The sequence below is a fragment of the Cupriavidus sp. FW216-B1 genome (assembly GCF_058789195.1).
Map to the genome: position 1 here is coordinate 47127 of NZ_JBYTEL010000002.1, position 20889 is coordinate 68015.

Consider the following 20889-nt stretch of genomic DNA (forward strand, 5'->3'; position numbering starts at 1 on the left):
GCCCGGCGACGATGCAGCTACTATCTAGCCGTCCTTGCCGCTCATGTCCGGCAAGGACGGCGAGTCAACCCATCTGTTAGGAAACCGTTAGGAAACCACATGCGATTCTGCAAACGGAACATAGCCTGGATCAAGGGATTCCTCCTTGGCGGCCTGTTGCTGCTGGCAACCGGCGCGCAGGCGCAATTCACGGTCGAAGTCACCGGCGTGGGCCCTACCCAGTTCCCGATTGCCACCGCCAATTTCCAGGGCGAGGCGCAGGCCCCGCAGAACCTGACCGCGATCATCCGCAGCGACCTGCAGCGCAGCGGCCGTTTCCGCAACGTCGACGTGGCCGGCGCCACCGTGGCCGAATCGGCCAGCGTCGACCTGGGCAGCTGGAAGTCGCGCGGCGCCGACGCCTTCGTGGCCGGCAGCGTGACCCCGGCCGGCAACGGCCAGTACGACGTGCGCTTCCGCCTCTACGACACGCAGAAGGGGCAGAGCCTCGGCGGCCTGGCCTTTACGGTCAGCGCCGGCCAGCTGCGCGTCACCGCCCACAAGATCGCCGACTACATCTACGAGAAGCTGCTCGGCGAGCGCGGCGTGTTCGCCACGCGCCTGTCCTACGTGGCGCGCGTCGGCGGACGCTACCAGCTGCTGATCTCGGATTCGGACGGCCAGAACTCGCAGGTCGCGCTGACCAGCAACGAGCCGATCATCTCGCCGTCGTGGTCGCCGGACGGCACCAAGGTCGCCTACGTCTCGTTCGAGGCCAGGAAGCCGGTGGTCTACGTGCATGACCTGGCCTCCGGGCGCCGCACGCTGGTGTCCAACCAGAAGGGCAACAACAGCGCGCCGTCGTGGTCGCCCGACGGCCAGCGTCTGGCGGTGGCGCTGTCGCGCGACGGCAATACCCAGATCTACCAGGTCAACGCCGACGGCTCCGGCCTCAAGCGCCTGACCCGCAGCAGCGCCATCGACACCGAGCCGCAGTACGCGCCGGACGGCCGCGGCATCTATTTCACCAGCGACCGCGGCGGCGCGCCGCAGATCTACCGCATGCCCGCGGGCGGCGAGGACGCCGGCGCGGCCCAGCGCGTGACCTTCAAGGGCAGCTACAACGTCAGCCCGCGCATCTCGCCGGACGGCAAGCAGCTGGCCTACATCACCCGCAGCGGCGGCTTCAAGCTGCAACTGATGGATCTGGGCAGCGGCGATGTCACCGCGCTGACCGACACCGCCAACGACGAGGCCCCCAGCTTCGCCGCCAACGGCAAGTACATTCTTTACGCCACCCGGGTGGGAGGTCGCTCGGTGCTGGCGGCGGTATCCACTGACGGGCGCACCCGGCAGGTTCTGTCCCTCCAGTCCGGCGAGGTTCGCGAGCCGTCCTGGGGTCCATTCATGCAATAACGAGGAGTATCAAGCCATGACCCAAATGATGACCAAGACCCTTGCCGTCGCCGCCCTGCTGGCGCTCGGCGCCTGCAGCTCCGGCGTCAAGCTGGACGACACCGCCAACGCCGGCGCCGGCAAGGGCGGCACGGCGACGGACGCCCGCGCCGTGGCGCCGGTGGACGTCTCGCGCGATCCGCTCAACGACCCGAACAGCCCGCTGGCCAAGCGCAGCGTGTACTTCGACTTCGACAGCTACAGCGTCAAGTCGGACTACCAGGGCCTGCTGTCGGAGCACGCCAAGTACCTGGCCAGCAACAAGGGCCGCCGCATCCTGATCCAGGGCAACACCGACGAACGCGGCACCAGCGAGTACAACCTGGCGCTGGGCCAGAAGCGCGCCGAGGCCGTGCGCCGCTCGCTGTCCTCGCTGGGCGTGCCCGACACCCAGATGGAAGCCGTCAGCCTGGGCAAGGAAAAGCCCAAGGCCACCGGCCATGACGAAGCCGCCTGGGCGGAGAACCGCCGCGCGGACATCACGTACTAATCTGCGCACAGGCACCTCATGAACGCACGCGTCTCCAAACTGGTATTGCTCACTGCGATGTCCTGCGCCGGCCTGCTGCCGGTCGCGCAGGCACGGGCCGGCGTATTCGACGATGACGAGGCGCGCCGCGCCATCGTCACCATGCGCGATCAGTTCAACGGCTTCCAGGCAACCGCATCGCAGCGCATCGACCAGAACAGCCGCGCCCAGCTGGACATGCAGAACCAGCTCGAAGGCCTGCGCCAGGAAGTGGCGCGGCTGCGCGGCCAGAACGAGATGCTGCAGAACGAGGTGGCCACGCTGCAGAAGCAGCAGAAGGACTACTACGCCGACCTCGATACGCGCCTGAAGAAATTCGAGCCGCAGCAGGTCACCGTGGACGGCCGCGAGGGCTTGTCGCAGCCTGGCGAGAAGACCGAGTACGACGCCGCGCTCAAGCAGTTCCAGACCGGCGACTTCAAGGGCGCCGGCGGCGTCTTCTCGGGCTTCATCAAGAAGTACCCGCAGAGCCCGTACGTGCCGCTGGCGCAGTTCTGGCTCGGCAACTCGCTGTACGCGCAGCGCGACTACCGTGGCTCCACCACGGTGCTGCAGAACATGGTGCAGGCGTACCCGGACCACCCCAAGGTGCCCGATGCGCTGATCGCCATCGCCAACAACCAGCTCGAGTCCGGCCAGAAGGCCGCGGCCCGCAAGACCCTGGAGCAGGTGGTGTCGAAATACCCCGGCACCGAGGGCGCGCAGGCGGCCAGCAACCGGCTCAAGACGCTGAAGTAAGCGGGCGCGGAACGACGAAAGGCCGCCAGTGGCGACACTGGCGGCCTTTTTCTTTTGCCCGCGGCACGCCTTGCGCGCGCGGGCACCGCGCTTATTCCGGCAGGTCCTGGCCCTTGGTTTCCGGCAGGAACCAGGGCAGCACCATGCCCAGCACGTAGACCGAGCCGAAGATCAGCGCGGCCTGCGCCACGCCGCCGAACGACTTGATCAGCGTGCCCGACAGGATCGGGAAGAACCACGCGATCAGGCGCGCCGAGTTGAACACGAAGCTGACCGAGGTGGAGCGCACCGAGGCGGTGAACAGCTCGGCCGGGTAGATCGCCAGCCAGGCGAACGCGCAGCCCAGCGTGAAGAAGCCGTTGATGGGCGCGACGATCTGCATCTGCTGCACGGTGCCGACCCAGGCGTAGGCCATGACCGTGGTCAGCAGCGAGCCGGCGAACGTGAGGAACAGGAACCAGCGCCGGCCCATCGCGTCGATGAGGAAGCCCGAGGCCACGTAGGCCACGATCGCGCCGATGGTGTAGGTGATGTTGACCGAGGAGATCCAGCGCTGCGGGTTCTCGACGTGGGCGGCGGCGGCCAGCGCCCCGGTGTAGACCGGCAGCCAGCTCGAGACGGCCCACCAGCCGACGATGGTGACGATCGACAGCGCCGTGGTCAGCGCGATGCGGCGCGCGGCTTCGGGCTCGCGGAAGATCTGGGTCAGCGTGAAGGGGCGCTTGCCCGCGTCGCCGGCCTGCGCGGCGCTGCCCTCGGTGGCGCCCCAGCGCTTGTTGCGCACGGCCTCGATCCACTTCTCCGACTCGTCCACGCCGCGGCGCATGTAGAGCACGAAGAACGCCGGCAGCGCGCCGACCACGAACATCACGCGCCAGTTGTCGGCGCCGAACGGGTTGAACTCGCCCAGGAAGTACCAGATCACCGCGGCGATCAGCGTGCCCCAGCCGAAGCCCGACTGCAGGAAGCCCGCGCCCTTGGAGCGCGCCTCGCGCGGCCAGGTCTCGGCCACCAGCGCGATGCCGGTGCTCCATTCGCTGCCCATCGCCAGGCCCGTCACGAAGCGCAGCGCGCTCAACTGCCAGACGTCCTGGACCAGCGCGGTGAAGCCGGTCAGCACCGCGTACAGGAAGACCGACCACATCATCATGCGCTTGCGGCCGACGTAGTCCGCCATGGTGCCGCCGATCAGCCCGCCGATGCCCCAGCCCAGCAGCGTGATGCCGATGACCACGCCGCTGTAGATGGAGCGCGAGCCCAGTTGCTCGGGCGTGAGCACCGACTGCATCAGCGAGGGCAGGATCACGATCAGCGCCAGCGCCTCGTAGCCGTCGAAGATCCAGCCCATGAAGGCGCCGTTGAGCGTGCGCCAGTGCTTGGCCGTGAGGTTGGCGCGCCACGAGACGCGCGGCGCGGTGAGGGTGGTGTCGGTCTGCATGGGGATCTCCTGCAATCGTTGTAGTTTGGATGTCGAAGTGGGATGTCTCGGGGACGGGATGCTTCAGGGCGGCGCGCCGGCGCCGCCCGCGAGCCACGGCTCCAGCGCCAGCCGCTCGCGCTCGAAGGTCTCGATCGCGGCGGCGTGGCGCAGGGTGTCGCCGATCTCGTCCAGGCCGTCGAGCAGCATGGCCTTGTTGAACGGGTTGATGTCGAACGCATGGGCGGTGCCGTCCGGCTCGCGCACGGCCTGCGACGGCAGGTCGATGGCGAGGCGGTAGCCGGGGCGCGCCTGCACGGCGGCGAACAGCGCGTCCACCGCCGCCTCGGGCAGCACGATCGGCAGCAGCCCGTTCTTGAGGCAGTTGCCGCGGAAGATCTCGGCGAAGCTCGGCGCCACCAGCGCGCGGATGCCCCATTCGGCCAGCGCCCACACCGCGTGCTCGCGGCTGGACCCGCAGCCGAAGTTGGCGCGCCCCAGCAGGATGCCGGCGCCCTGGTAGCGCGGCTGGTTCAGCGCGAAGCCGGGCACCGGGCGGCGCCGCGCGCAGTCGTCGCCGGGCTCGGCCGCGTCGAGGTAGCGCCATTCGTCGAACAGGTACGGCCCGAAGCCGGTGCGCCCGATCATTTTCATGTATTGCTTGGGCAGGATCGCGTCGGTGTCGACGCTGGGGCGGTCCACGGGGACGACGAGCGCGTCGAGGAAGGTGAAGGGCTGCATGGGTGCGGCGGGCCTAGCGGAAAGTGGAAACGTCGACGAAATGGCCGGCGATGGCGGCGGCCGCGGCCATCGCCGGGCTGACCAGGTGGGTGCGGCCGCCGCGTCCCTGGCGGCCTTCGAAATTGCGGTTCGAGGTCGAGGCGCAGCGCTCGCCGGGGCTGAGGCGGTCTGCGTTCATGCCCAGGCACATCGAGCAGCCCGGCTCGCGCCACTCGAAGCCGGCGGCGCGGAACACCGCGTCGAGCCCCTCCTGCTCGGCCTGGCGCTTGACCAGCCCCGAGCCCGGCACCACCAGCGCCTGCACGATGCGCCCGGCCACCTTGCGGCCGCGCACCACCTGGGCCGCGGCGCGCAGGTCCTCGATGCGCGCGTTGGTGCACGAGCCGATGAACACCTTGTCCAGCGCGATGTCGCGGATCGCCGTGCCGGGCGCCAGGTCCATGTAGGCCAGCGCGTTGCGCAGGCCGGCGCGCCGCACCGGATCGGCCTCGCGCTCGGGGTCGGGCACCGCGCCGTCGACCGCGCAGGTCATGCCGGGCGTGGTGCCCCACGTGACCTGGGGCCGGATCCCGGCCGCGTCGAGCGCCACCTCGCGGTCGAAGGCCGCGCCGGAGTCGCTGGCGAGCGTGCGCCAGTAGGCCTCGGCCGCGTCCCACTGCGCGCCCCTGGGCGCGTGCGGGCGCCCGCGCAGGTATTGCAGCGTGGTGTCGTCGACGGCCACCATGCCGCAGCGCGCGCCGGCCTCGATGGTCAGGTTGCACAGCGTCATGCGGGCTTCCATGCTCATCGCCCGCACCGCGCTGCCGCAGAATTCCAGCGCGTAGCCGGTGCCGAAGTCGGTGCCGAAGCGGCCGATGAAGGCCAGCGCGGCATCCTTGGCGGTGACGCCGGCGCCGAGCTCGCCCTCGATCGCCACGCGCATGGTCTTCATGCGCGGCAGGCGCAGGCACTGCGTGGCCAGCACGTGCTCGATGTCGGAGGTGCCGACGCCGAAGGCCAGCACCGCGAAGGCGCCGTGCGTGCTGGTGTGCGAATCGCCGCAGATCAGCGTGGTGCCGGGCAGCGTCATGCCCTGCTCGGGCGCGACCACGTGCAGGATGCCCTGGCGGGCGTCGTTGAGCGGGTATTCGGTCAGGCCGAACGCGCGGCAATTGGCCTGCAGCGCCTGCACCTGCGCGCGCGCCACGGGGTCGGCGATGGCGGCGATGCCCTGGCTGCGGTCCGTGGTCGGCACGTTGTGGTCCGACATGGCCAGCACCGAGGCGGGGCGGTGTGGCGCGCGCCCGGCCAGGCGCAGCCCGTCGAAGGCCTGCGGGCTGGTGACTTCGTTGACGAGATGGCGGTCGATGTAGAGCAGCGTGGTGCCGTCGTCGTTTTCGCGGACGGCATGGCGGCGCCAGAGTTTTTCGAACAAGGTCTGAGGCATCGCGGATCGGCAAGTGAGCATTGGGCGGACGCAGCCCCGCAGGCCTGTGCTAGGATCTGCGGCCAGGTCGCCCGACATGGCACGGGCCCAGAGCAGGCAGGCTTCGTGCGGCGGTCGAGGAGGGCATGCTAGCGTCCGCGCCGGCGCGCCGCTATTTCTTTTTCGACAATTCAGCCATCGCGGCATGAGATGGCTGGCCCGCATCCGCCACGGAGGATCCCATGCGCTTCGACGTCGAATCCCTGCGGGTCTTCGCCGCGGTGGTGGAGCAGGGCAGTATCGCGGCCGCGGCCCAGGCCACCCACATCGTCGCCTCGGCGGTCAGCCGCCGCATCTCCGACCTGGAAAGCGACGCCGGCACGCCGCTGTTCGAGCGCCACAGCCGCGGCGTGCGGCCCACGCCGGCCGGCCAGACGCTGTACCGCCACGCGCGGCGCATCTTCGAGCAGTTCCAGCAGGCCGAGGGCGAGCTCGACGAATACACCAAGGGCGTGCGCGGCCACGTGCGCATGTCGGTCAATTTCACGGCGATGGTGCACCACCTGCCGCAGGCGCTGCACCGCTTCCTGTCGGCCAACAGCGCCATCAAGATCGACCTGATCGAGAAGACCAGCGACGTGATCGTGCGCATGGTGGAAAGCGGCACGGTGGACTTCGGCATCTGCGCGCTGACCACGCCGCCGGAGCGCCTGTCGACGCTGCCGTACCGCGTCGACCGGCTGTTCTTCATCGTGCCCGAGCACCACCGCTACGCCGGCCGCGCGAGCCTGCGCTTCGAGGAAGTGCTGGACGAGGACTTCGTCGGCATGCAGGACGGCGCGTCGATCCACACGCTGTGCCAGCGCGCCGCCTCCGCCTGCGGCCGGCGCCTGAAGCTGCGCATCCAGGTGACCAATTTCGAGGCGGTGCGCAACATGGTGGCGGTCGGCCTGGGCATCGGGCTGCTGCCCGAGGTCGGCATCCCGGAGCGCATGCCGGGGCTGGTGAAGGTCGCGCTGGACGAGCCCTGGGCCGAGCGCGAGCTGAAGATCGTGTTCCGCGACTTCGACGAGCTGCCGGCGGCGGCCAGGCTGCTGATCGGGCAGCTGGCCTCGCCCTGACGCGCGCCGCCTGTCCGCATCGGCGGTCTTCCGCCATGCTCGCGCTAAAATGCGGGATTCGCCCCGATTTTCCGCGCGCCGCCGCCAGGCGCCGCGCCCCCCGCCATCATGAAAAAACGCGCTATCGTCCTGCTCTCCGGCGGCCTGGACTCCGCCACCGTCCTGGCCATGGCCAACGCACAGGGCTTCGAGACCTATGCCCTGTCGATGCGCTACGGCCAGCGCCACTCCTCCGAGCTGGACGCGGCCAGGCGCGTGGCCGCCGCGCTCGGCGCCGCGCGCCACGAGATCATCGACCTGGACCTGCGCCGCTTCGGCGGCTCGGCACTGACCGACGACAGCCTCGACGTGCCCACCGACGGCGCCGTGGGCGGCATCCCTGTCACCTACGTGCCGGCGCGCAACACCATCATGCTGTCGCTCGCGCTGGGCTGGGCCGAGGCCGTGGGCGGGCGCGACCTGTTCTTCGGCGCCAACGCGGTCGACTACTCCGGCTACCCGGACTGCCGCCCCGAGTACGTCTCGGCCTACGAGACGCTGGCCAACCTCGCCACCAAGGCCGGCGTGGAAGGCGAGCGCATCCGCGTGCACGCGCCCATCATCGACATGACCAAGGGCGAGATCATCCGCGCCGGCGTCCGGCTCGGCGTGGACTACGGCATGACCGTGTCGTGCTACCAGGCCGACGACGACGGCCGCGCCTGCGGCGTGTGCGATTCCTGCCGCATCCGCCGCGCCGGCTTCGAGGCCGCCGGCGTGCCCGATCCGACCCGCTACCAGGGCGCGGCCTGAAGGCGGCCGGCAGGGCCGCGCCGTCGCGCGCGGCGCCCGCCGGCACCGCTCTGTTTTCCTTACCCGTTCCGACCCGTTTCCACCGTTCCGCTTCCCCCCGCCGGACATCCATGCCCGAAATCGACCTCGCCGCGCTCAGCCGCATCGTGCTGGCCAGCACCTTCCTCCTGACCTTCCTGTTCGGCGCGGTACTGCAGCGCACGCACTTCTGCACGATGGGCGCGGTGTCCGACGTCGTCAACATGGGCGACTGGAACCGCATGCGCATGTGGGGGCTGGCCATCGGCGTGGCCATGATCGGCACCGCCGCGCTGGCCGCCGCCGGCCTCATCGATCCCACCAAGACCATCTACGCCGCCAGCAAGCTGGGCTGGCTCTCCGCGCTGGTCGGCGGGCTGATGTTCGGCTTCGGCATGGTGCTGGCCTCGGGCTGCGGCAGCAAGACGCTGGTGCGCATCGGCGCGGGCAACCTGAAATCGCTGGTGGTGTTCGTGTTCCTCGGCCTGTCGGCCTACATGACGCTGCGCGGCCTGTTCGGCGTGATCCGCGTCAACACCGTCGACACGGTAGCGCTCACGCTGCCCACCACGCAGGACCTGCCGTCCGTGCTCGCGCATGCCAGCGGCATCGCGCGGCCCGCGCTGCAGCTCGGCCTGGCGCTGGTGCTGGGCGGCGCGCTGGTGGCCTGGGCGCTGGCCGGGCGCGGCTTTCGCACCTTCGACAACCTGCTCGGCGGCTTCGCCGTGGGCCTCGTCATCGTGGCGATGTGGTACGTGTCGGGCCACCTCGGCTACGTCGCCGAAGACCCCAACACGCTCGAAGAACTGTTCGTCGGCACCAACAGCGGCCGCATGGAAAGCCTGAGCTTCGTCGCGCCATACGCCTACACGCTCGACTGGCTGATGATGTTCAGCGACAAGAGCAAGGTGCTGACCATCGGCATCGTCAGCGTGTTCGGCGTGGTGGCCGGGGCCGCCGCCTGCGCGCTGGCCACGCGCACGTTCCGCTGGGAAGGCTTCGGCAATGCCGAGGACGTCGGCAACCACATGGTGGGCGGCATCCTGATGGGCGCCGGCGGCGTGACCGCGCTGGGCTGCACCATCGGGCAGGGTCTGTCGGGCGTGTCGACGCTGGCGATCGGCTCGTTCATCGCGCTGGCCGGCATCCTGGCCGGCGCCGTGCTGGGTTTCCGCTACCAGATATGGCGCCTTGAGCGCATGGCCTAGCACAGCCGCCGGGCGCCCGAAGGTTGACATTGAAGCCATGATCTCCCTATAATCGCGGCTTCTGTTTTTCCGGGTCGTTAGCTCAGTCGGTAGAGCAGCGGACTTTTAATCCGTTGGTCGCGTGTTCGAGTCACGCACGACCCACCAGCTTCAAGCCTCGGCGCCATAAGGGTTCCGGGGCTTTTCTCTTTGTAGCGCATGACGGCTTGGAGCACTGTGGGGACCCCCGCTGTGGGGGCTCCGTGAATCCCGTCCAGCCCTTCATCCAGCAGCCTTTTACTCGTCGGGACATAGGGACCCATCATCCAGCGGCCTTTTATCCGAATGCGTGACACATAGGGTCGCCTACCTTGTACGTAGTCAATCGGTAAGTCGACGGGGACTCCCTTGTGGGCACCTACTCAGGCGACAGGGATAGAATGCACGCGTGCTGACAACAGGTTGCGTGCACCCATGATCGCAGTCGTTCTGGATTCGAATATCTACGACAAGCTGGAGCAGGATGCGGAGACCGCTGACCGCCTGCGGCACGCAATCAAAGAGGGGTACGTCGAGGTCATCATGCCGCGTGAGGTGGCACAGGAACTTCATAAGCGGCCAGCCGGTTTGCCGACAATTCTTCCCGTTCGGCACGTTGGAAACACGGTCGGTCGCGTAGGGCTAATGCGTGCGGGAGACAGCCTTGGGAGAGGCGATGTCTTCTATCTGCACAAGGGAGAATCCAACAAGATGGGCGACGCATTTGTTGCTGATGCATCTAGTTGGCACGCGGACTGGTTCGTCTCAGAGGATAAGCGCAGTAGAAGTCGTTTCACACAGATCGTAGACCCGAGCCGATGCTTGGCGCTGGACTACAGCGCATTTGTTGCTAGGCTAGGGGACGTGAAGCTTTGACCAGCGCATGTGTCCCGCGTGGCGACGTTCGGGGCTTAGACTCGCAAACTCAAGACGAGCGGCGCAAGAACCGCTCTCTATCCCTTATCACCTAACTGGTGATTTACTCCGGAAGGCCGGCGACGGCTATGCAGCGGGCGTAGAACTCGCGGAACGATTCAGGGTAGAGGCGGATGTCTGTCGCTGCTGACCGGAAGCCCTCCAGGTTGATCCCGTACCGTAGGCCCTCGTCGGTCAGCTTGCGGCACGTCTTGATTTCCCCTGAGCCACTGGAGGACAAGTATTCGGCATCGGTCACCAAGCCGGCGACCTCAGCGAGCGCCAGAAGGGATGCCGCGTTGATTGGCGCCCGGAATTGGGTAAGGGCGGCAGTAGGCGTCAAATGGCTCTTGGTGGTCATGATGTGTCGTTAGGATTTAGGTAGGAAGCACGGGTTGCACGAATCTCAAGGCCAGCGGCGCCACAGTTCGACGGCACAGACGCCACCAGCAGCGAGCGCCAACACGAAAGGTAAGCACAGTTCCGCCGCAGCGCCGGTTCTAATCAGTGCCCGGACCATCGACATCCCAAAAAGACGCCTACTGCCAGTTCATATGCGTCACTGCGCCATTCCTTCCAAGCCGTTTGACGTGCGCGGGAACACCAATACCGGTACGCCAAGTACAGCAGAATTGCCGTAATCACTCCCCACATGCGCAATGGGTCCACGTCCTTAGCACCAATGAACCCTAGAAGTTGGCCGTTGTGCGTCAGCTTCGGTTGCAAGAAAACCATGCCGAGAATGGCGGCAGTGAATACGACCAGATTGCGCCGTAGCTTGTCTTCGGAATCTTCAATCATAGTGACCCGTGTTGTTCTTGTCAGGCGGCAGGTTGGTTGCCAACGGTGCGTGCCCCCGCATCTTCCGGAGGGGCATCGTCTTGCCCAGTGCCCTCTGAAGGTGCCGAGTTATCCTCGTTCGCTTGTGGCATGGGTAACTCAGGCAATTCGGGGACCTTGAGCAAATACCCGTGATGAATACTCTTACCCATCGATAATAGACTGGTGCCCTTGGTGTTCGGATCATCGCTTTTCGATTCCGCGACTACCTCATAAAATCTATTCCGACCACGTATGTCGTGTAGAACTGCCTTGATGGTGTAAAGGTCCCCCTCTGCGACGACATGTACGACCTCCGATGTTTCGCTGGGGTGCTTGAAAATCTTGTTGCCTACGTAGACGTCTGGTGGCTCGAACGGCGCCTCGTTTCGCGGCCTTCGTGCAGCGCTCTTGTGCAACTGCTTTTTCAGCAGAATCGAAATTGCTCGGTCGAGGCAGTATCGGGTGTTCTCTTCTGTCGCATTATTTGCCTCGAATTCGGCCGCATACTTTATTGACCAATTGCTCTTGCGGTCGATTCGAAAGACTTCCGGAGTCATGCGACGCAGGTTCTCTAGTTCCACAGTGTGGATACCCAACTCCATCGCTTGTAGTCGGAGATGCTGATAGTCAACCTGAATGAAATCAGTTGGCGACTTTACGTTCTCGCCTATCCATTTCTTATTCTTCGTCCAGCTGGGTGCATTCCATCCGCCATTACCCATACTGGCGAGGGCGCTCACCGGATACGTCCCGTCATATTCGCGCCAACCATACACGTTGTACGACTCTTCGAACTCGACGTAGATGGCTTTCCTGATCTCGGAGAGGGCGTCGAGATAGCGGCGTCTATTAAGCGCCGTTTCGGCGGCTTTGAGGTACTCCTTTGCTTCGCTGTCCCCCAAAATATCGGCTATGAAAAGTTGTTGAACACTCTTGCCGACCACGGCTGTTGTCATCGCATCGATTGCGGCGGATGCTGTGTCGTAGTAGTTGCGGACGGTAACGGGTTCGGCTACCTGCGCGTAGTGTTTGGTCAGCACGCGTTGCTTATTCAGGGCTTTGAGCGTACCGGATTTGGGGACAGTCACTCCCGCCGCTTTCAGTTCAGCCACCAATTCGTCAAAGGGCTTTGACTCCAGGTTCTTCCTTTCGTCCACACCAAGCTCCAGTAGTAAGGCGTAGAGGACGACCTCTAGAGCATCCTGAAGAATCACCAGTCCCGCCGATGCGATGTACCGGTCCTCTGCTCTACATAGAGGATTGGCTTGTTCGAGTAAGGTGCGGGCGATTACTAGGGAGTGGACTGTTGCCTCTTTCATGATCTCGCTATGCCTCCGCAGTCTTGGTCAGGCGAGGTTATCGCGTGGTGATGCGACTTCTGTGGGAACCGGGTTGGCTTGGTTTGCTTGGGGCAGCGGCGCGACACCCGTAACGTAGATTGGGAATCCAGCCTTGCCACTTAGGATGGTTGCCATGCCACGGCGAATAATCTGTTGGTCGTCCAGCAGAAGCCCTTGGTCCACTGGGAAATAGTGGTGGTGCTCAATGTCCAGTTCTTGGAAGCTATACCCGAGGTAGTCTCCCATATCCTTTAACAGGGCGACCTCATATCCCCTGCGGTCGCGCTCCCATTGTCGGCCTTGTTCCTCGGTATGTTCGTTTTGCCCTGAGTTGAAATGATGCAGTAGCCGTCGCCAATGCGCGTTGATGGTCTCCAAGGCGAGGCCCTCGCTGGACTCCCTGCGGACGCCGCGTTCGTAGAAGACTATCGGGATAGCGTTTAGAGCCTCCACATGCCCCGGAGAGGTGGGGACGGCTCGTGTTGCCATGAGGTCTGCTCTTGCTTACCCCGTTTGGCCCCTCGGCGCTCTATCCATTTCTGCAATTGAACGGCAAAGACAGGACCAGCAAAAGTCGCAAAGATGATTGCAATATCGGCAAACTTGATCGACCATCCCATTGCATTGCTCCGTCGCCAGTTAGGATGGAGGCAATTGTAGGAGTCAGCAAAGGAGTATGCATATCGGCTGTGTTCCAGGCGCCACGGTTGCGCCGGTGCAAGAAATCTCCCCCTAGGCGTGGCGCGGGTTTCAGGGCTGAATCTTCAGCACTAGTTCCCCCGTCTTGATGAGGCCGGAGCGGAATGTTGTAGACCTCAGTTGGTCCGTAGAGGCCCATAAGAAAGACCGCGCCCCATGGACACCGAAGCGCGGTAGCAAGTGCCGGCACAAGGGATGAGATACCAGCATGGGTAGCCCACTCCACGGAGTGGGCTTTTTGCTATCTGCGGTTCGTGCAGGCGTCATCAAGGTTGTCATGGGATGATCTTGTTGCCCGTGCATAGTGGCGAGACGGCCATTGGCTGGTAAGGACTGCGGGCTGGTTCTTGCATGGCCACGTCGCTTGGCGAGACGCCGGCATGCGTGGCGCCCAGGCATCGCAGGCGCCGGCCCGGAATGCGCTTGCCGGATGCGCCACGCGGGCAATACCTGTGCGCTCAGGCGTGAGCGGCAGCGGGAACGGTGAAAGGGGTCATGAGCATGATGGCGCGGACAATCGAACGTCTTGGCCGGCGGCTTCGCCTGCTGCCCCGCAAGCCGGGCGCGCACGAGCCGCGCGGCGCGAGGCCGCCGGGCCCGCCGGGGGCGGCCACCTCCGGCGGCATGCACGAGGCGCTGCTGCGCGCGGCCCGCACGCCGCTTGCCGAGCTGCTGCGGCAACTGGCCGCCAGCCCGGACGGGCTGAGCGAGGCCGAGGCCGCGCAGCGCCTGCAGCGCTGCGGCCCCAACCAGGCCGAGCGCGAGCGCTCCCGCCCGGCGGCGGTCGATCTTCTGCTCAAGTTGTTCAATCCGCTCAACGTGCTGCTGCTGACGCTGGCGGTGGTATCGGCCAGCATCCGCAACTACGACGCCTCGGCGGTGATTGCCGTGATGGTGCTGCTGAGCGTGGGCCTGGCCACCGTCCAGGAGCGCCGTTCCGGGCGCGCCGCGGCGGCGCTGCGCGCGATGGTGCATACCACCGCGGCGACGCAGCGCCGGGCAACCCCGGCCGATCCTCCCGCCACGCGCGAATTGCCGATCGGCGAGCTGGTGCCGGGCGACATCGTCCACCTGGCCGCGGGCGACCTCGTGCCCGCGGATGCCAGGGTGCTGGCGTCGAAGGACCTCTTCGTCAACCAGGCGCCCCTGACCGGGGAGTCGCTGCCGGTGGAGAAATTCGCCCGCGACGGCGCCAGCGGCACCGACCCGTGCGCGCTGGAGAACATCGTGCTGATGGGCACGGCGGTGGTCAGCGGCAGCGCGAGCGTGGTGGTGGTGTGCACGGGGCCGCGTGCCATGTTCGGCGGCATCGCCCGCTCGCTTGCCGAGGAGGCGCCGGCCACGGTGTTCGAGCAGGGCCTGCAGCGCTTTGCGCGGATGATGATCGTTCTCATCGCGATACTGGCGCCGCTGGTGTTCCTGATCAACGGGCTGACCAAGGGCGACTGGCTGGAGGCGCTGCTGTTCGCGGTGGCGGTGGCCGTGGGGCTGACCCCGGAGATGCTGCCGATGCTGGTGACCGTCAACCTGGCCAAGGGCGCGCTGGTCATGTCCGGGCGCAAGGTGATCGTGAAACACTTGAGCGCGATCCAGAACCTGGGCGCGATGGACGTGCTGTGCACCGACAAGACCGGCACCTTGACGCAGGACCGCATCATCCTGAAGAAGCACGTGGACCTGGCCGGCCAGGAAACCGCGCGCGTGCTCGAGTTCGCCTACCTGAACAGCTTCCACCAGTCCGGCCTGCACAACCTGCTGGACAAGGCGGTCCTGCTCCACGAGGAGGTGGGGGAGGCGCTGCGCAAGGCCGGCGAGTACCGCAAGATCGACGAGGTGCCGTTCGATTTCGAGCGGCGCCGCATGTCGGTCGTGGTGGAGGGGCCGCAGGGCAGGCTGCTGGTGTGCAAGGGCGCGGTGGAGGAGGTCTACGCCGCCTGCGCCAGCGCCGAGCTCGCGGGCGAGGCGGTGGCGCTGGACGACTCGCACCGCCACGCGCTGATGGCGGTGTGCAACGCGCTCAATGCCGACGGCTTCCGCGTCATCGCGATCGCCTACAAGGCCTTGCCGCCGGCGCCGGACACGCATCCGTACTCGGTGGCGGACGAAGCCGGGCTGATCCTGCTCGGCTACATCGCGTTCATCGATCCGCCGAAGGAAAGCGCGGCGCCCGCGCTGGAAGCGCTGCGCCGTGGCGGCGTCGAGGTCAAGGTCCTGACCGGCGACAGTCCGGTGATCGCGTGCAAGATCTGCCGCGAGGTGGGCCTCGACGTCGGGCGGCCGGTGCTCGGCGCCGAACTCGACGGCATGTCGCCGCAGGCGCTCGGCGAGCTGGCCGAGCGCACGGTGCTGTTCGCCAAGCTGACGCCGGCCCACAAGGCGGCCGTCGTCAAGGCCCTGCGGGCGCGCGGCCGGGTGGTCGGCGTGCTTGGCGACGGCATCAACGACGCCCCGGCGCTGAAGGCCGCGGACGTCGGCATCTCGGTGGACACCGGCGCGGACATCGCCAAGGAGTCGGCCAGCATCATCCTGCTGGAAAAGAGCCTGATGGTGCTGCACGACGGCGTCATCGAGGGCCGCAAGGTCTTCGTCAACCTGCTCAAGTACCTGCGCATGGGCGCGAGCTCCAACTTCGGCAACATGTTCAGCGTGCTCGGCGCGAGCGCGTGGCTGCCATTCCTGCCGATGGCGCCGATCCAGGTCCTGACCAACAACCTGCTCTACGACTTCTCGCAGACCGCGCTGCCCACCGACAACGTCGACGAGGCCGCCATCAGCCGTCCGCGCCGCTGGGAGATCGGCAAGCTGGGCCGCTATATCCTCTGCATCGGCCCGATCAGCTCGCTGTTCGACTACATCACCTTCGCCGCGCTCTACTGGGTGCTGGGAGCCAGCACGCCCGCGCAGCAGAACCTGTTCCAGACCGGCTGGTTCCTGGAGTCGCTGCTGTCCCAGACCCTGATCGTCCACGTCATCCGCACGCGGCGGATTCCCTTCCTGCAAAGCCGGGGCAGCCCCGCGCTGATCGCCACCACGCTCGCCATCTGCGTGGCCGGCGTCTGGCTGCCCTATTCGCCGCTGGCGCCGTCACTGGGACTGGTGCCGCCGCCGGGCGTGTTCTGGGGGCTGCTGGTGCCGATCCTCTGCGGCTATTGCTTCCTCACCTATGCCCTGCGCGGCTGGCTGGTCCAGCGGCTTTCCATCGACTGATCCCGGCCGGCCTGGACGATGTCGGCGGGCGTGCGCGGACGACAGCGGCACCGCGTCGGCGGCGGGCACTTCGACCTGCCGGATGGCCATCAGCATGGCGATCGCCGCGACGCCGAGGCCCGACGTCAGCCACAGCGCATTGACGCCGAACGTATCCAGGCACATGCCGAACAGCCACGGCGCGAGCGCCTGCGCGACGCGGGCCGGCACCATCAGGACGCCTTGCCGGTATCCATACCCGCCGGGGCCGAAGATCACCAGCGGCAGCGTGCCCTTGGCGATCGTCAGGATGCCGTTGCCCGCGCCATGCAGTACGCCGAACAGCGCCGCCGCCGGGGCGCCGATCACGCCGAACGCGAGCGCGCCGACGGGGTGGAGCGCGGCGGCGATGCGCGCGGAGAGCAGCGGATGGACCTTGCGCAGCAGGCCGAACTCCAGCAGCCGCGCCGCCACCTGCGCCGGGCCGATCAGCGCGCCGACCATGACGGCGGTGGCCAGCGTCGCGCCGCCGGTCTGCAGCACGCGCGGCAGGTGGGCCGCCATCGCCGTGCTGGTGAACCACGTCGCGGCGAACACGAAGGCCAGCGACATGGAGGCCAGCCGCTGCGCGGGCGTCTCGCGGGGCGCCGGGGGCGCGCTGGCGCCGGCATTGCCCGGCGCCGCGGCGGCGCCGGCGGCCATGCCGCGCGGCAGGCTCAGGTTCAGGGCCAGCCCCAGCGTCAGGTGAAGGGCCGCCCAGGCGAAGCAGGCGCCGCGCCAGCCGATGTGCGACTCCATGAACGTCGACAGCGGCCAGCCGACCGTGCTGGCGAACCCGGCGATCAGCGTCACGCCGGTGATGGCATTGCGCGAGCGATTGCCGTAGACGGCGACCAGCGTGGCGAATGCCGCCTCGTACAGGCCGGCGCCCATGCCGATGCCGAGCACCAGCCACGCCGCGAACAGCCCGGTTGCCCCGTGGGTGAGGCCCAGTCCGGCCAGCCCGATGGCGAACACGATGCTGGTGGCCGCCAGCACCGGCCGCCCGCCCGCGCGGTCGATCATCCTGCCGGCGGACGGCCCGAGCAGCGCCGAGACAATGAGCGCCGCGCTGAACGCGGCGAAGATCGTCGGCGTCGACACGCCGAGATCGTGCGCCATCGGCGTGGCGAGCATGGCCGGCAGATAGTACGTCGACCCCCACGCCAGCGTCTGTGCAATTCCCAGCCTGGCGATCATGCCGCCACCCGGCTCCCTGGCCATACCGTTCCTTGGATGATGATTCGACTTCGCCGCTGTCGGTGTCGCCGACGCGGGCGTCCTGCTCATGGCGCATGGCCGCCGCGGCGAGTGCCGGCGCCGCTTCGGCGGATCGTGACGGACATGATGTTCTTTCAGTTGGCCCGGGCCTCGTACCATGCCTGCGAGCGGTTGACGATGCCGACGACGAGCAGCATCACGGGCACCTCGATCAGCACGCCGACCACGGTCGCCAGCGCGGCGCCCGACTGGAAGCCGAAGAGGCTGATCGCGGTGGCCACGGCGAGCTCGAAGAAGTTGCTCGCGCCGATCAGGCTGGACGGGCCCGCCACGCAATGCGCGACGCCGAGCTTGCGGTTCAGCAGGTAGGCCAGCCCCGAGTTGAAGAAGACCTGGATGAGGATGGGTACCGCCAGCAGCGCGATCACGAGCGGCTGCTCGATGATTGCGCGGCCCTGGAATGCGAACAGCAGCACCAGCGTCAGCAGCAGCGCGGCAATGGAGTAGGGCCCCAGGCGCTGCGCGACCCGCTGGAAATGCGCCGCGTCGCGGGCCAGCAGCGCCTTGCGCAGCAGTTGCGAGATGACGACCGGCACGACGATGTACAGCCCGACCGAGGTCAGCAGCGTGTCCCACGGCACCGTGATCGACGACAGGCCGAGCAGCAGCGCGACCACCGGGGCGAACGCGACGACCATGATGGCATCGTTCAAGGCCACCTGCGACAGCGTGAAATAGGGGTCGCCCTTGCACAACTGGCTCCAGACGAAGACCATCGCCGTGCAAGGCGCGGCCGCCAGCAGAATGAGGCCGGCCACGTAGCTGTCGAGCTGGTCGGCCGCAAGCAGCGGCGCGAACAGGTGGCGGACGAAGATCCAGCCCAGCAGGGCCATCGAGAACGGCTTGACCGCCCAGTTGATGAACAAGGTCACGCCGATGCCCCGCCAGTGCGACCTGACCTGGCCGAGCGCGCCGAAATCGATCTTCAGCAGCATGGGAACGATCATGACCCAGATCAGGAATCCCACGGGAAGGTTGACCTGCGCGTACTCCATGCGCCCGATGGCATGGAAGGCCTCCGGCAGGGCCTGCCCCAGCGCGATGCCGACGACGATGCAAAGCGCAACCCAGATGGTCAGGTAGCGCTCGAAGAAGCCGATGGCCGGTTTGGCCGAAACCGGCCCGGTGGCGGCGACGTGCGGACTGCTCATGGTTCAGCTCCCCGCGAGACGCTGCAGGGTCTCCTGCAGTTCGGCATCGCTCATTTCGTCGATCGGCAGCAGCAGCAACTGCAGCATCCGGTAGGCGATGGCCTGCCGGGTCAGCTCGAAGGCGAGCCGCTTCTTGTCGTCTCCGCCTTCGGTGTTCGACGGATCGGGGTAGCCCCAGTGCACCTTGACCGGGCTGCCCGGCCAGTACGGGCACGCCTCCTCGGCCGCGCTGTCGCAGACCGTGATGACGATGCGCATCCGGGGCGCGTCTGCCGCGACGAACTCGTCCCAGTTCTTGCTGCGGAAGTTGCCCGTGTCGACGCCGGCATTGCGCATCACCTCGATCGCGAACGGGTTGATGCGGCCGCCGGGCGAGCTGCCGGCGCTGTAGGCATGCACGTCCCGGCCGAACTGCCTTGCCAGGTGATTGAGCATGCCTTCGCTCAGAACGCTGCGGGCGGAATTGTGGGTACAGAGAATCAGGACGTTTGTGGTCATGGCAGGGGCGAGAGTGAGCGCGGTGCGGCCGGCGGCGGTCAGCTTTTGCCGATGTCGCGTGCGGCCTTCCGCGGCGCGCCCGCAGCGAGCTGCGGAATCGGAGGGGACAGGAACAGTTCGATGCGGCGCTCGAGCGCGATGGCCGCATCGTTGATGGCAGGCCCCTAACAGCAGGACCGATTGCCGGCGGCGACGGCAATGCCGACAGGCTTGCCTCCGGGCGCGCGCGGCGCGCAGCACGACGAATTTTCCCGGCCCTGTTCCCGGCCCTGTTCCTTCGGGCGGGACTCGCCGTAGACCGGCACGTCGCCGAGCGTGTGGAAATGCTCCCAGGCGATGCCTTGCGGGTCCGTGACCCAGTACTTCTCGCTGCGCGCGTAGCAGCAGGTGGTCTCGCCTTCGTCGAGCAGCGCCATGTCGGCGGCCTCGGCCTGCTTCTTCAGTGCCGCCAGTTCGCCCGCGTCGTCGGTCTGGAAGCCGAGATGGTCCAGCCCGGGCTTGGCGCCCCGCGCCGAGATCGCGAAGTTCACGCGCGGGTCCTCGAGCATCCATTTCGCGTAGTCGTCCTTCACCACGCTGGGTTCCGCCGCGAACAGCGCCGAGTAGTAGCGGATGCTGGCGGGCAGGTCTGCCACGCTGACGTGGACGTGAAAGCGCTTCATGATTGCAACTCCGGGGCAACGGCACAGTTGGACAAGGGGGAGCACGGATTGCCGCCGCAGCAGTTTTCCGTGAGATAGCCAAGCAAGGCGTTCATGGTCTCGAAGCGAGCCATGTAGATGATGGAGCGTCCGTCCTGCCGGCTGGACAGGAGGCCCGCCCGGTGCAGTTCCTTGAGATGAAAGGACAGCGAGGAGGCGGGTATCTCCATCAGTTCGGCAATACGGCCCGCCGCGAGCCCTTCGTGCCCCGCCTGGACCAGCAGGCGGAACACGGACAGGCGGATTGCGTGGGCGAGCGCGCCAAGCGCTTCGAGGGCATGAGTCGATTCCATGTTTCGAATATATTCGAAACATGGAAATTTAGCAACGGACATCGCGAAGATGCGCGGCAAGGCACGGGACGGGCGCGAAATGCGCTTATCGGTATGATGCGACCGGTACCTCCTTGTATCCAAAGCCTCCACGGTTCCAGGAATGATGAAGATAGAAACCGCCGTAGCCGCGCTGGCCGCGCTGGCCCAGGATTCCCGCCTCAAGATCTTCCGCCTGCTCGTGCAGGCCGGCCACGACGGCGTCAATGCCGGCCGGATCGGCCAGGAACTGGGTGTGCCGCCGGCGACGTTGTCCTTCCACCTGAAGGAACTGGTCCATGCCGGACTGATCAAGAGCACCCAGGACGGCCGGTTCGTCATCTACCGCGCGCAATTCGACCAGATGAACGAGCTGATCGGCTTCCTGGTCGAGCACTGCTGCGAGGGGCATCCGGAGGATTGCGGGCTCACGGCCGCGGGGTGCGGTCCCGCCCGCGCGAAGTCCGCGCAGAAGAAGACGTCCCCTGCCTAGCCGGGGCCGCTGCCGGCGCGATGATGAGCAGC

General features: G+C 66.9%; 19 protein-coding genes, 1 tRNA gene and 1 pseudogene. 10 read left to right on the forward strand and 11 right to left on the reverse strand.

What is annotated here, in order from left to right:
- Window positions 1-99: 99 nt before the first annotated feature.
- Genes tolB through ybgF form a run of 3 tightly spaced genes read left to right on the forward strand, consistent with a single transcriptional unit; the run spans window position 100 to window position 2701 of the window.
- Window positions 100-1395 (forward strand): Tol-Pal system beta propeller repeat protein TolB, encoded by a 1296-nt coding sequence (gene tolB, locus AC3WXD_RS07095; protein ID WP_052166008.1) that lies wholly within the window; start codon window positions 100-102, stop codon window positions 1393-1395.
- A 16-nt stretch (window positions 1396-1411) separates the two neighbouring features.
- Complete coding sequence (gene pal / locus AC3WXD_RS07100) at window positions 1412-1924, forward strand: peptidoglycan-associated lipoprotein Pal (protein ID WP_029044163.1); 513 nt, start codon at window positions 1412-1414, stop codon at window positions 1922-1924.
- A gap of 18 nt (window positions 1925-1942) precedes the next feature.
- The gene (gene ybgF / locus AC3WXD_RS07105) at window positions 1943-2701 is read left to right on the forward strand and encodes a tol-pal system protein YbgF (RefSeq protein ID WP_492323388.1); all 759 of its coding nucleotides are present in this window, start codon (window positions 1943-1945) and stop codon (window positions 2699-2701) included.
- A gap of 91 nt (window positions 2702-2792) precedes the next feature.
- On the opposite strand, the gene AC3WXD_RS07110 is transcribed toward ybgF, so the two are convergent.
- From AC3WXD_RS07110 to leuC, 3 genes are all read right to left on the reverse strand, one after another.
- Window positions 2793-4139: an MFS transporter gene (locus tag AC3WXD_RS07110; RefSeq protein WP_020205611.1), complete on the reverse strand. Its 1347-nt coding sequence runs from the start codon at window positions 4137-4139 to the stop codon at window positions 2793-2795.
- A gap of 63 nt (window positions 4140-4202) precedes the next feature.
- The gene (gene leuD / locus AC3WXD_RS07115; protein ID WP_492323389.1) at window positions 4203-4859 is read right to left on the reverse strand and encodes a 3-isopropylmalate dehydratase small subunit; all 657 of its coding nucleotides are present in this window, start codon (window positions 4857-4859) and stop codon (window positions 4203-4205) included.
- A gap of 13 nt (window positions 4860-4872) precedes the next feature.
- Window positions 4873-6285: a 3-isopropylmalate dehydratase large subunit gene (gene leuC, locus AC3WXD_RS07120; RefSeq protein ID WP_492323390.1), complete on the reverse strand. Its 1413-nt coding sequence runs from the start codon at window positions 6283-6285 to the stop codon at window positions 4873-4875.
- A 221-nt stretch (window positions 6286-6506) separates the two neighbouring features.
- On the opposite strand from leuC, the gene AC3WXD_RS07125 reads away from it, so the two are divergent.
- The 5 genes from AC3WXD_RS07125 (at window position 6507) to AC3WXD_RS07145 (ending at window position 10297) form a co-directional block, all read left to right on the forward strand.
- Complete coding sequence (locus tag AC3WXD_RS07125; RefSeq protein WP_059411256.1) at window positions 6507-7385, forward strand: LysR family transcriptional regulator; 879 nt, start codon at window positions 6507-6509, stop codon at window positions 7383-7385.
- Window positions 7386-7493: 108 nt separating this feature from the next.
- Window positions 7494-8177, forward strand: a complete 684-nt coding sequence (queC, locus tag AC3WXD_RS07130; RefSeq protein ID WP_020205607.1) for a 7-cyano-7-deazaguanine synthase QueC — start codon at window positions 7494-7496, stop codon at window positions 8175-8177.
- Between the two features lie 110 nt (window positions 8178-8287).
- Window positions 8288-9403 (forward strand): YeeE/YedE family protein, encoded by a 1116-nt coding sequence (locus AC3WXD_RS07135; RefSeq protein ID WP_020205606.1) that lies wholly within the window; start codon window positions 8288-8290, stop codon window positions 9401-9403.
- 71 nt (window positions 9404-9474) lie between these two features.
- A tRNA-Lys gene (locus tag AC3WXD_RS07140) sits at window positions 9475-9550 on the forward strand.
- 306 nt (window positions 9551-9856) lie between these two features.
- Window positions 9857-10297: a hypothetical protein gene (locus AC3WXD_RS07145; RefSeq protein ID WP_492323391.1), complete on the forward strand. Its 441-nt coding sequence runs from the start codon at window positions 9857-9859 to the stop codon at window positions 10295-10297.
- 103 nt (window positions 10298-10400) lie between these two features.
- Here AC3WXD_RS07145 and AC3WXD_RS07150 read toward each other — a convergent pair whose 3' ends face one another.
- The 3 genes from AC3WXD_RS07150 to AC3WXD_RS07160 form a co-directional block, all read right to left on the reverse strand.
- The gene (locus AC3WXD_RS07150; RefSeq protein WP_492323392.1) at window positions 10401-10697 is read right to left on the reverse strand and encodes a hypothetical protein; all 297 of its coding nucleotides are present in this window, start codon (window positions 10695-10697) and stop codon (window positions 10401-10403) included.
- Window positions 10698-11157: 460 nt separating this feature from the next.
- Complete coding sequence (locus tag AC3WXD_RS07155) at window positions 11158-12477, reverse strand: hypothetical protein (RefSeq protein ID WP_492323393.1); 1320 nt, start codon at window positions 12475-12477, stop codon at window positions 11158-11160.
- Window positions 12478-12504: 27 nt separating this feature from the next.
- Window positions 12505-12987, reverse strand: coding sequence for a DUF6680 family protein (locus AC3WXD_RS07160; RefSeq protein ID WP_492323394.1), 483 nt, complete (start codon window positions 12985-12987; stop codon window positions 12505-12507).
- A gap of 834 nt (window positions 12988-13821) precedes the next feature.
- Between AC3WXD_RS07160 and mgtA the strand changes: the two are divergent.
- Window positions 13822-16329, forward strand: a pseudogene (mgtA, locus tag AC3WXD_RS07165) (magnesium-translocating P-type ATPase); the annotation flags it as partial.
- Here the strand turns inward: mgtA and AC3WXD_RS07170 are convergent.
- The 5 genes from AC3WXD_RS07170 to AC3WXD_RS07190 all read right to left on the reverse strand — a co-directional run bounded on the left by AC3WXD_RS07170 (window position 16282) and on the right by AC3WXD_RS07190 (window position 20346).
- The gene (locus tag AC3WXD_RS07170; RefSeq protein ID WP_492323395.1) at window positions 16282-17646 is read right to left on the reverse strand and encodes an MFS transporter; all 1365 of its coding nucleotides are present in this window, start codon (window positions 17644-17646) and stop codon (window positions 16282-16284) included. The pseudogene mgtA and the gene AC3WXD_RS07170 overlap by 48 nt on opposite strands.
- A gap of 131 nt (window positions 17647-17777) precedes the next feature.
- On the reverse strand, window positions 17778-18854 hold the full coding sequence (gene arsB, locus AC3WXD_RS07175; RefSeq protein ID WP_492323396.1) for an ACR3 family arsenite efflux transporter: 1077 nt from the start codon (window positions 18852-18854) through the stop codon (window positions 17778-17780).
- 3 nt (window positions 18855-18857) lie between these two features.
- Window positions 18858-19352 (reverse strand): arsenate reductase ArsC, encoded by a 495-nt coding sequence (locus AC3WXD_RS07180; protein ID WP_492323397.1) that lies wholly within the window; start codon window positions 19350-19352, stop codon window positions 18858-18860.
- Window positions 19353-19516: 164 nt separating this feature from the next.
- Window positions 19517-20014 carry an ArsI/CadI family heavy metal resistance metalloenzyme gene (locus AC3WXD_RS07185; protein ID WP_492323398.1) on the reverse strand — a complete coding sequence of 166 codons (498 nt, stop codon included), beginning with the start codon at window positions 20012-20014 and terminating at the stop codon, window positions 19517-19519.
- On the reverse strand, window positions 20011-20346 hold the full coding sequence (locus AC3WXD_RS07190) for an ArsR/SmtB family transcription factor (protein WP_020206786.1): 336 nt from the start codon (window positions 20344-20346) through the stop codon (window positions 20011-20013). The genes AC3WXD_RS07185 and AC3WXD_RS07190 overlap by 4 nt, the downstream gene beginning before the upstream one ends.
- Before the next feature lie 145 nt (window positions 20347-20491).
- Here AC3WXD_RS07190 and AC3WXD_RS07195 point away from each other — a divergent pair, with 145 nt between their 5' ends.
- Entirely contained in the window at window positions 20492-20857 is a 366-nt protein-coding gene (locus tag AC3WXD_RS07195; RefSeq protein WP_492323586.1) for an ArsR/SmtB family transcription factor, read from the forward strand.
- Window positions 20858-20889 lie beyond the last annotated feature (32 nt).

Excerpts from the sequence above, each read along its gene's own strand:
- tolB (WP_052166008.1), top strand. The coding sequence starts at position 100 with ATGCGATTCTGCAAACGGAACATAGCCTGGATCAAGGGATTCCTCCTT.
- pal (WP_029044163.1), top strand. The coding sequence starts at position 1,412 with ATGACCCAAATGATGACCAAGACCCTTGCCGTCGCCGCCCTGCTGGCG.
- ybgF (WP_492323388.1), top strand. The coding sequence starts at position 1,943 with ATGAACGCACGCGTCTCCAAACTGGTATTGCTCACTGCGATGTCCTGC.
- AC3WXD_RS07110 (WP_020205611.1), bottom strand. The coding sequence starts at position 4,139 with ATGCAGACCGACACCACCCTCACCGCGCCGCGCGTCTCGTGGCGCGCC.
- leuD (WP_492323389.1), bottom strand. The coding sequence starts at position 4,859 with ATGCAGCCCTTCACCTTCCTCGACGCGCTCGTCGTCCCCGTGGACCGC.
- leuC (WP_492323390.1), bottom strand. The coding sequence starts at position 6,285 with ATGCCTCAGACCTTGTTCGAAAAACTCTGGCGCCGCCATGCCGTCCGC.
- AC3WXD_RS07125 (WP_059411256.1), top strand. The coding sequence starts at position 6,507 with ATGCGCTTCGACGTCGAATCCCTGCGGGTCTTCGCCGCGGTGGTGGAG.
- queC (WP_020205607.1), top strand. The coding sequence starts at position 7,494 with ATGAAAAAACGCGCTATCGTCCTGCTCTCCGGCGGCCTGGACTCCGCC.
- AC3WXD_RS07135 (WP_020205606.1), top strand. The coding sequence starts at position 8,288 with ATGCCCGAAATCGACCTCGCCGCGCTCAGCCGCATCGTGCTGGCCAGC.
- AC3WXD_RS07145 (WP_492323391.1), top strand. The coding sequence starts at position 9,857 with ATGATCGCAGTCGTTCTGGATTCGAATATCTACGACAAGCTGGAGCAG.
- AC3WXD_RS07150 (WP_492323392.1), bottom strand. The coding sequence starts at position 10,697 with ATGACCACCAAGAGCCATTTGACGCCTACTGCCGCCCTTACCCAATTC.
- AC3WXD_RS07155 (WP_492323393.1), bottom strand. The coding sequence starts at position 12,477 with ATGAAAGAGGCAACAGTCCACTCCCTAGTAATCGCCCGCACCTTACTC.
- AC3WXD_RS07160 (WP_492323394.1), bottom strand. The coding sequence starts at position 12,987 with ATGGCAACACGAGCCGTCCCCACCTCTCCGGGGCATGTGGAGGCTCTA.
- AC3WXD_RS07170 (WP_492323395.1), bottom strand. The coding sequence starts at position 17,646 with ATGGCCAGGGAGCCGGGTGGCGGCATGATCGCCAGGCTGGGAATTGCA.
- arsB (WP_492323396.1), bottom strand. The coding sequence starts at position 18,854 with ATGAGCAGTCCGCACGTCGCCGCCACCGGGCCGGTTTCGGCCAAACCG.
- AC3WXD_RS07180 (WP_492323397.1), bottom strand. The coding sequence starts at position 19,352 with ATGACCACAAACGTCCTGATTCTCTGTACCCACAATTCCGCCCGCAGC.
- AC3WXD_RS07185 (WP_492323398.1), bottom strand. The coding sequence starts at position 20,014 with ATGAAGCGCTTTCACGTCCACGTCAGCGTGGCAGACCTGCCCGCCAGC.
- AC3WXD_RS07190 (WP_020206786.1), bottom strand. The coding sequence starts at position 20,346 with ATGGAATCGACTCATGCCCTCGAAGCGCTTGGCGCGCTCGCCCACGCA.
- AC3WXD_RS07195 (WP_492323586.1), top strand. The coding sequence starts at position 20,492 with ATGAAGATAGAAACCGCCGTAGCCGCGCTGGCCGCGCTGGCCCAGGAT.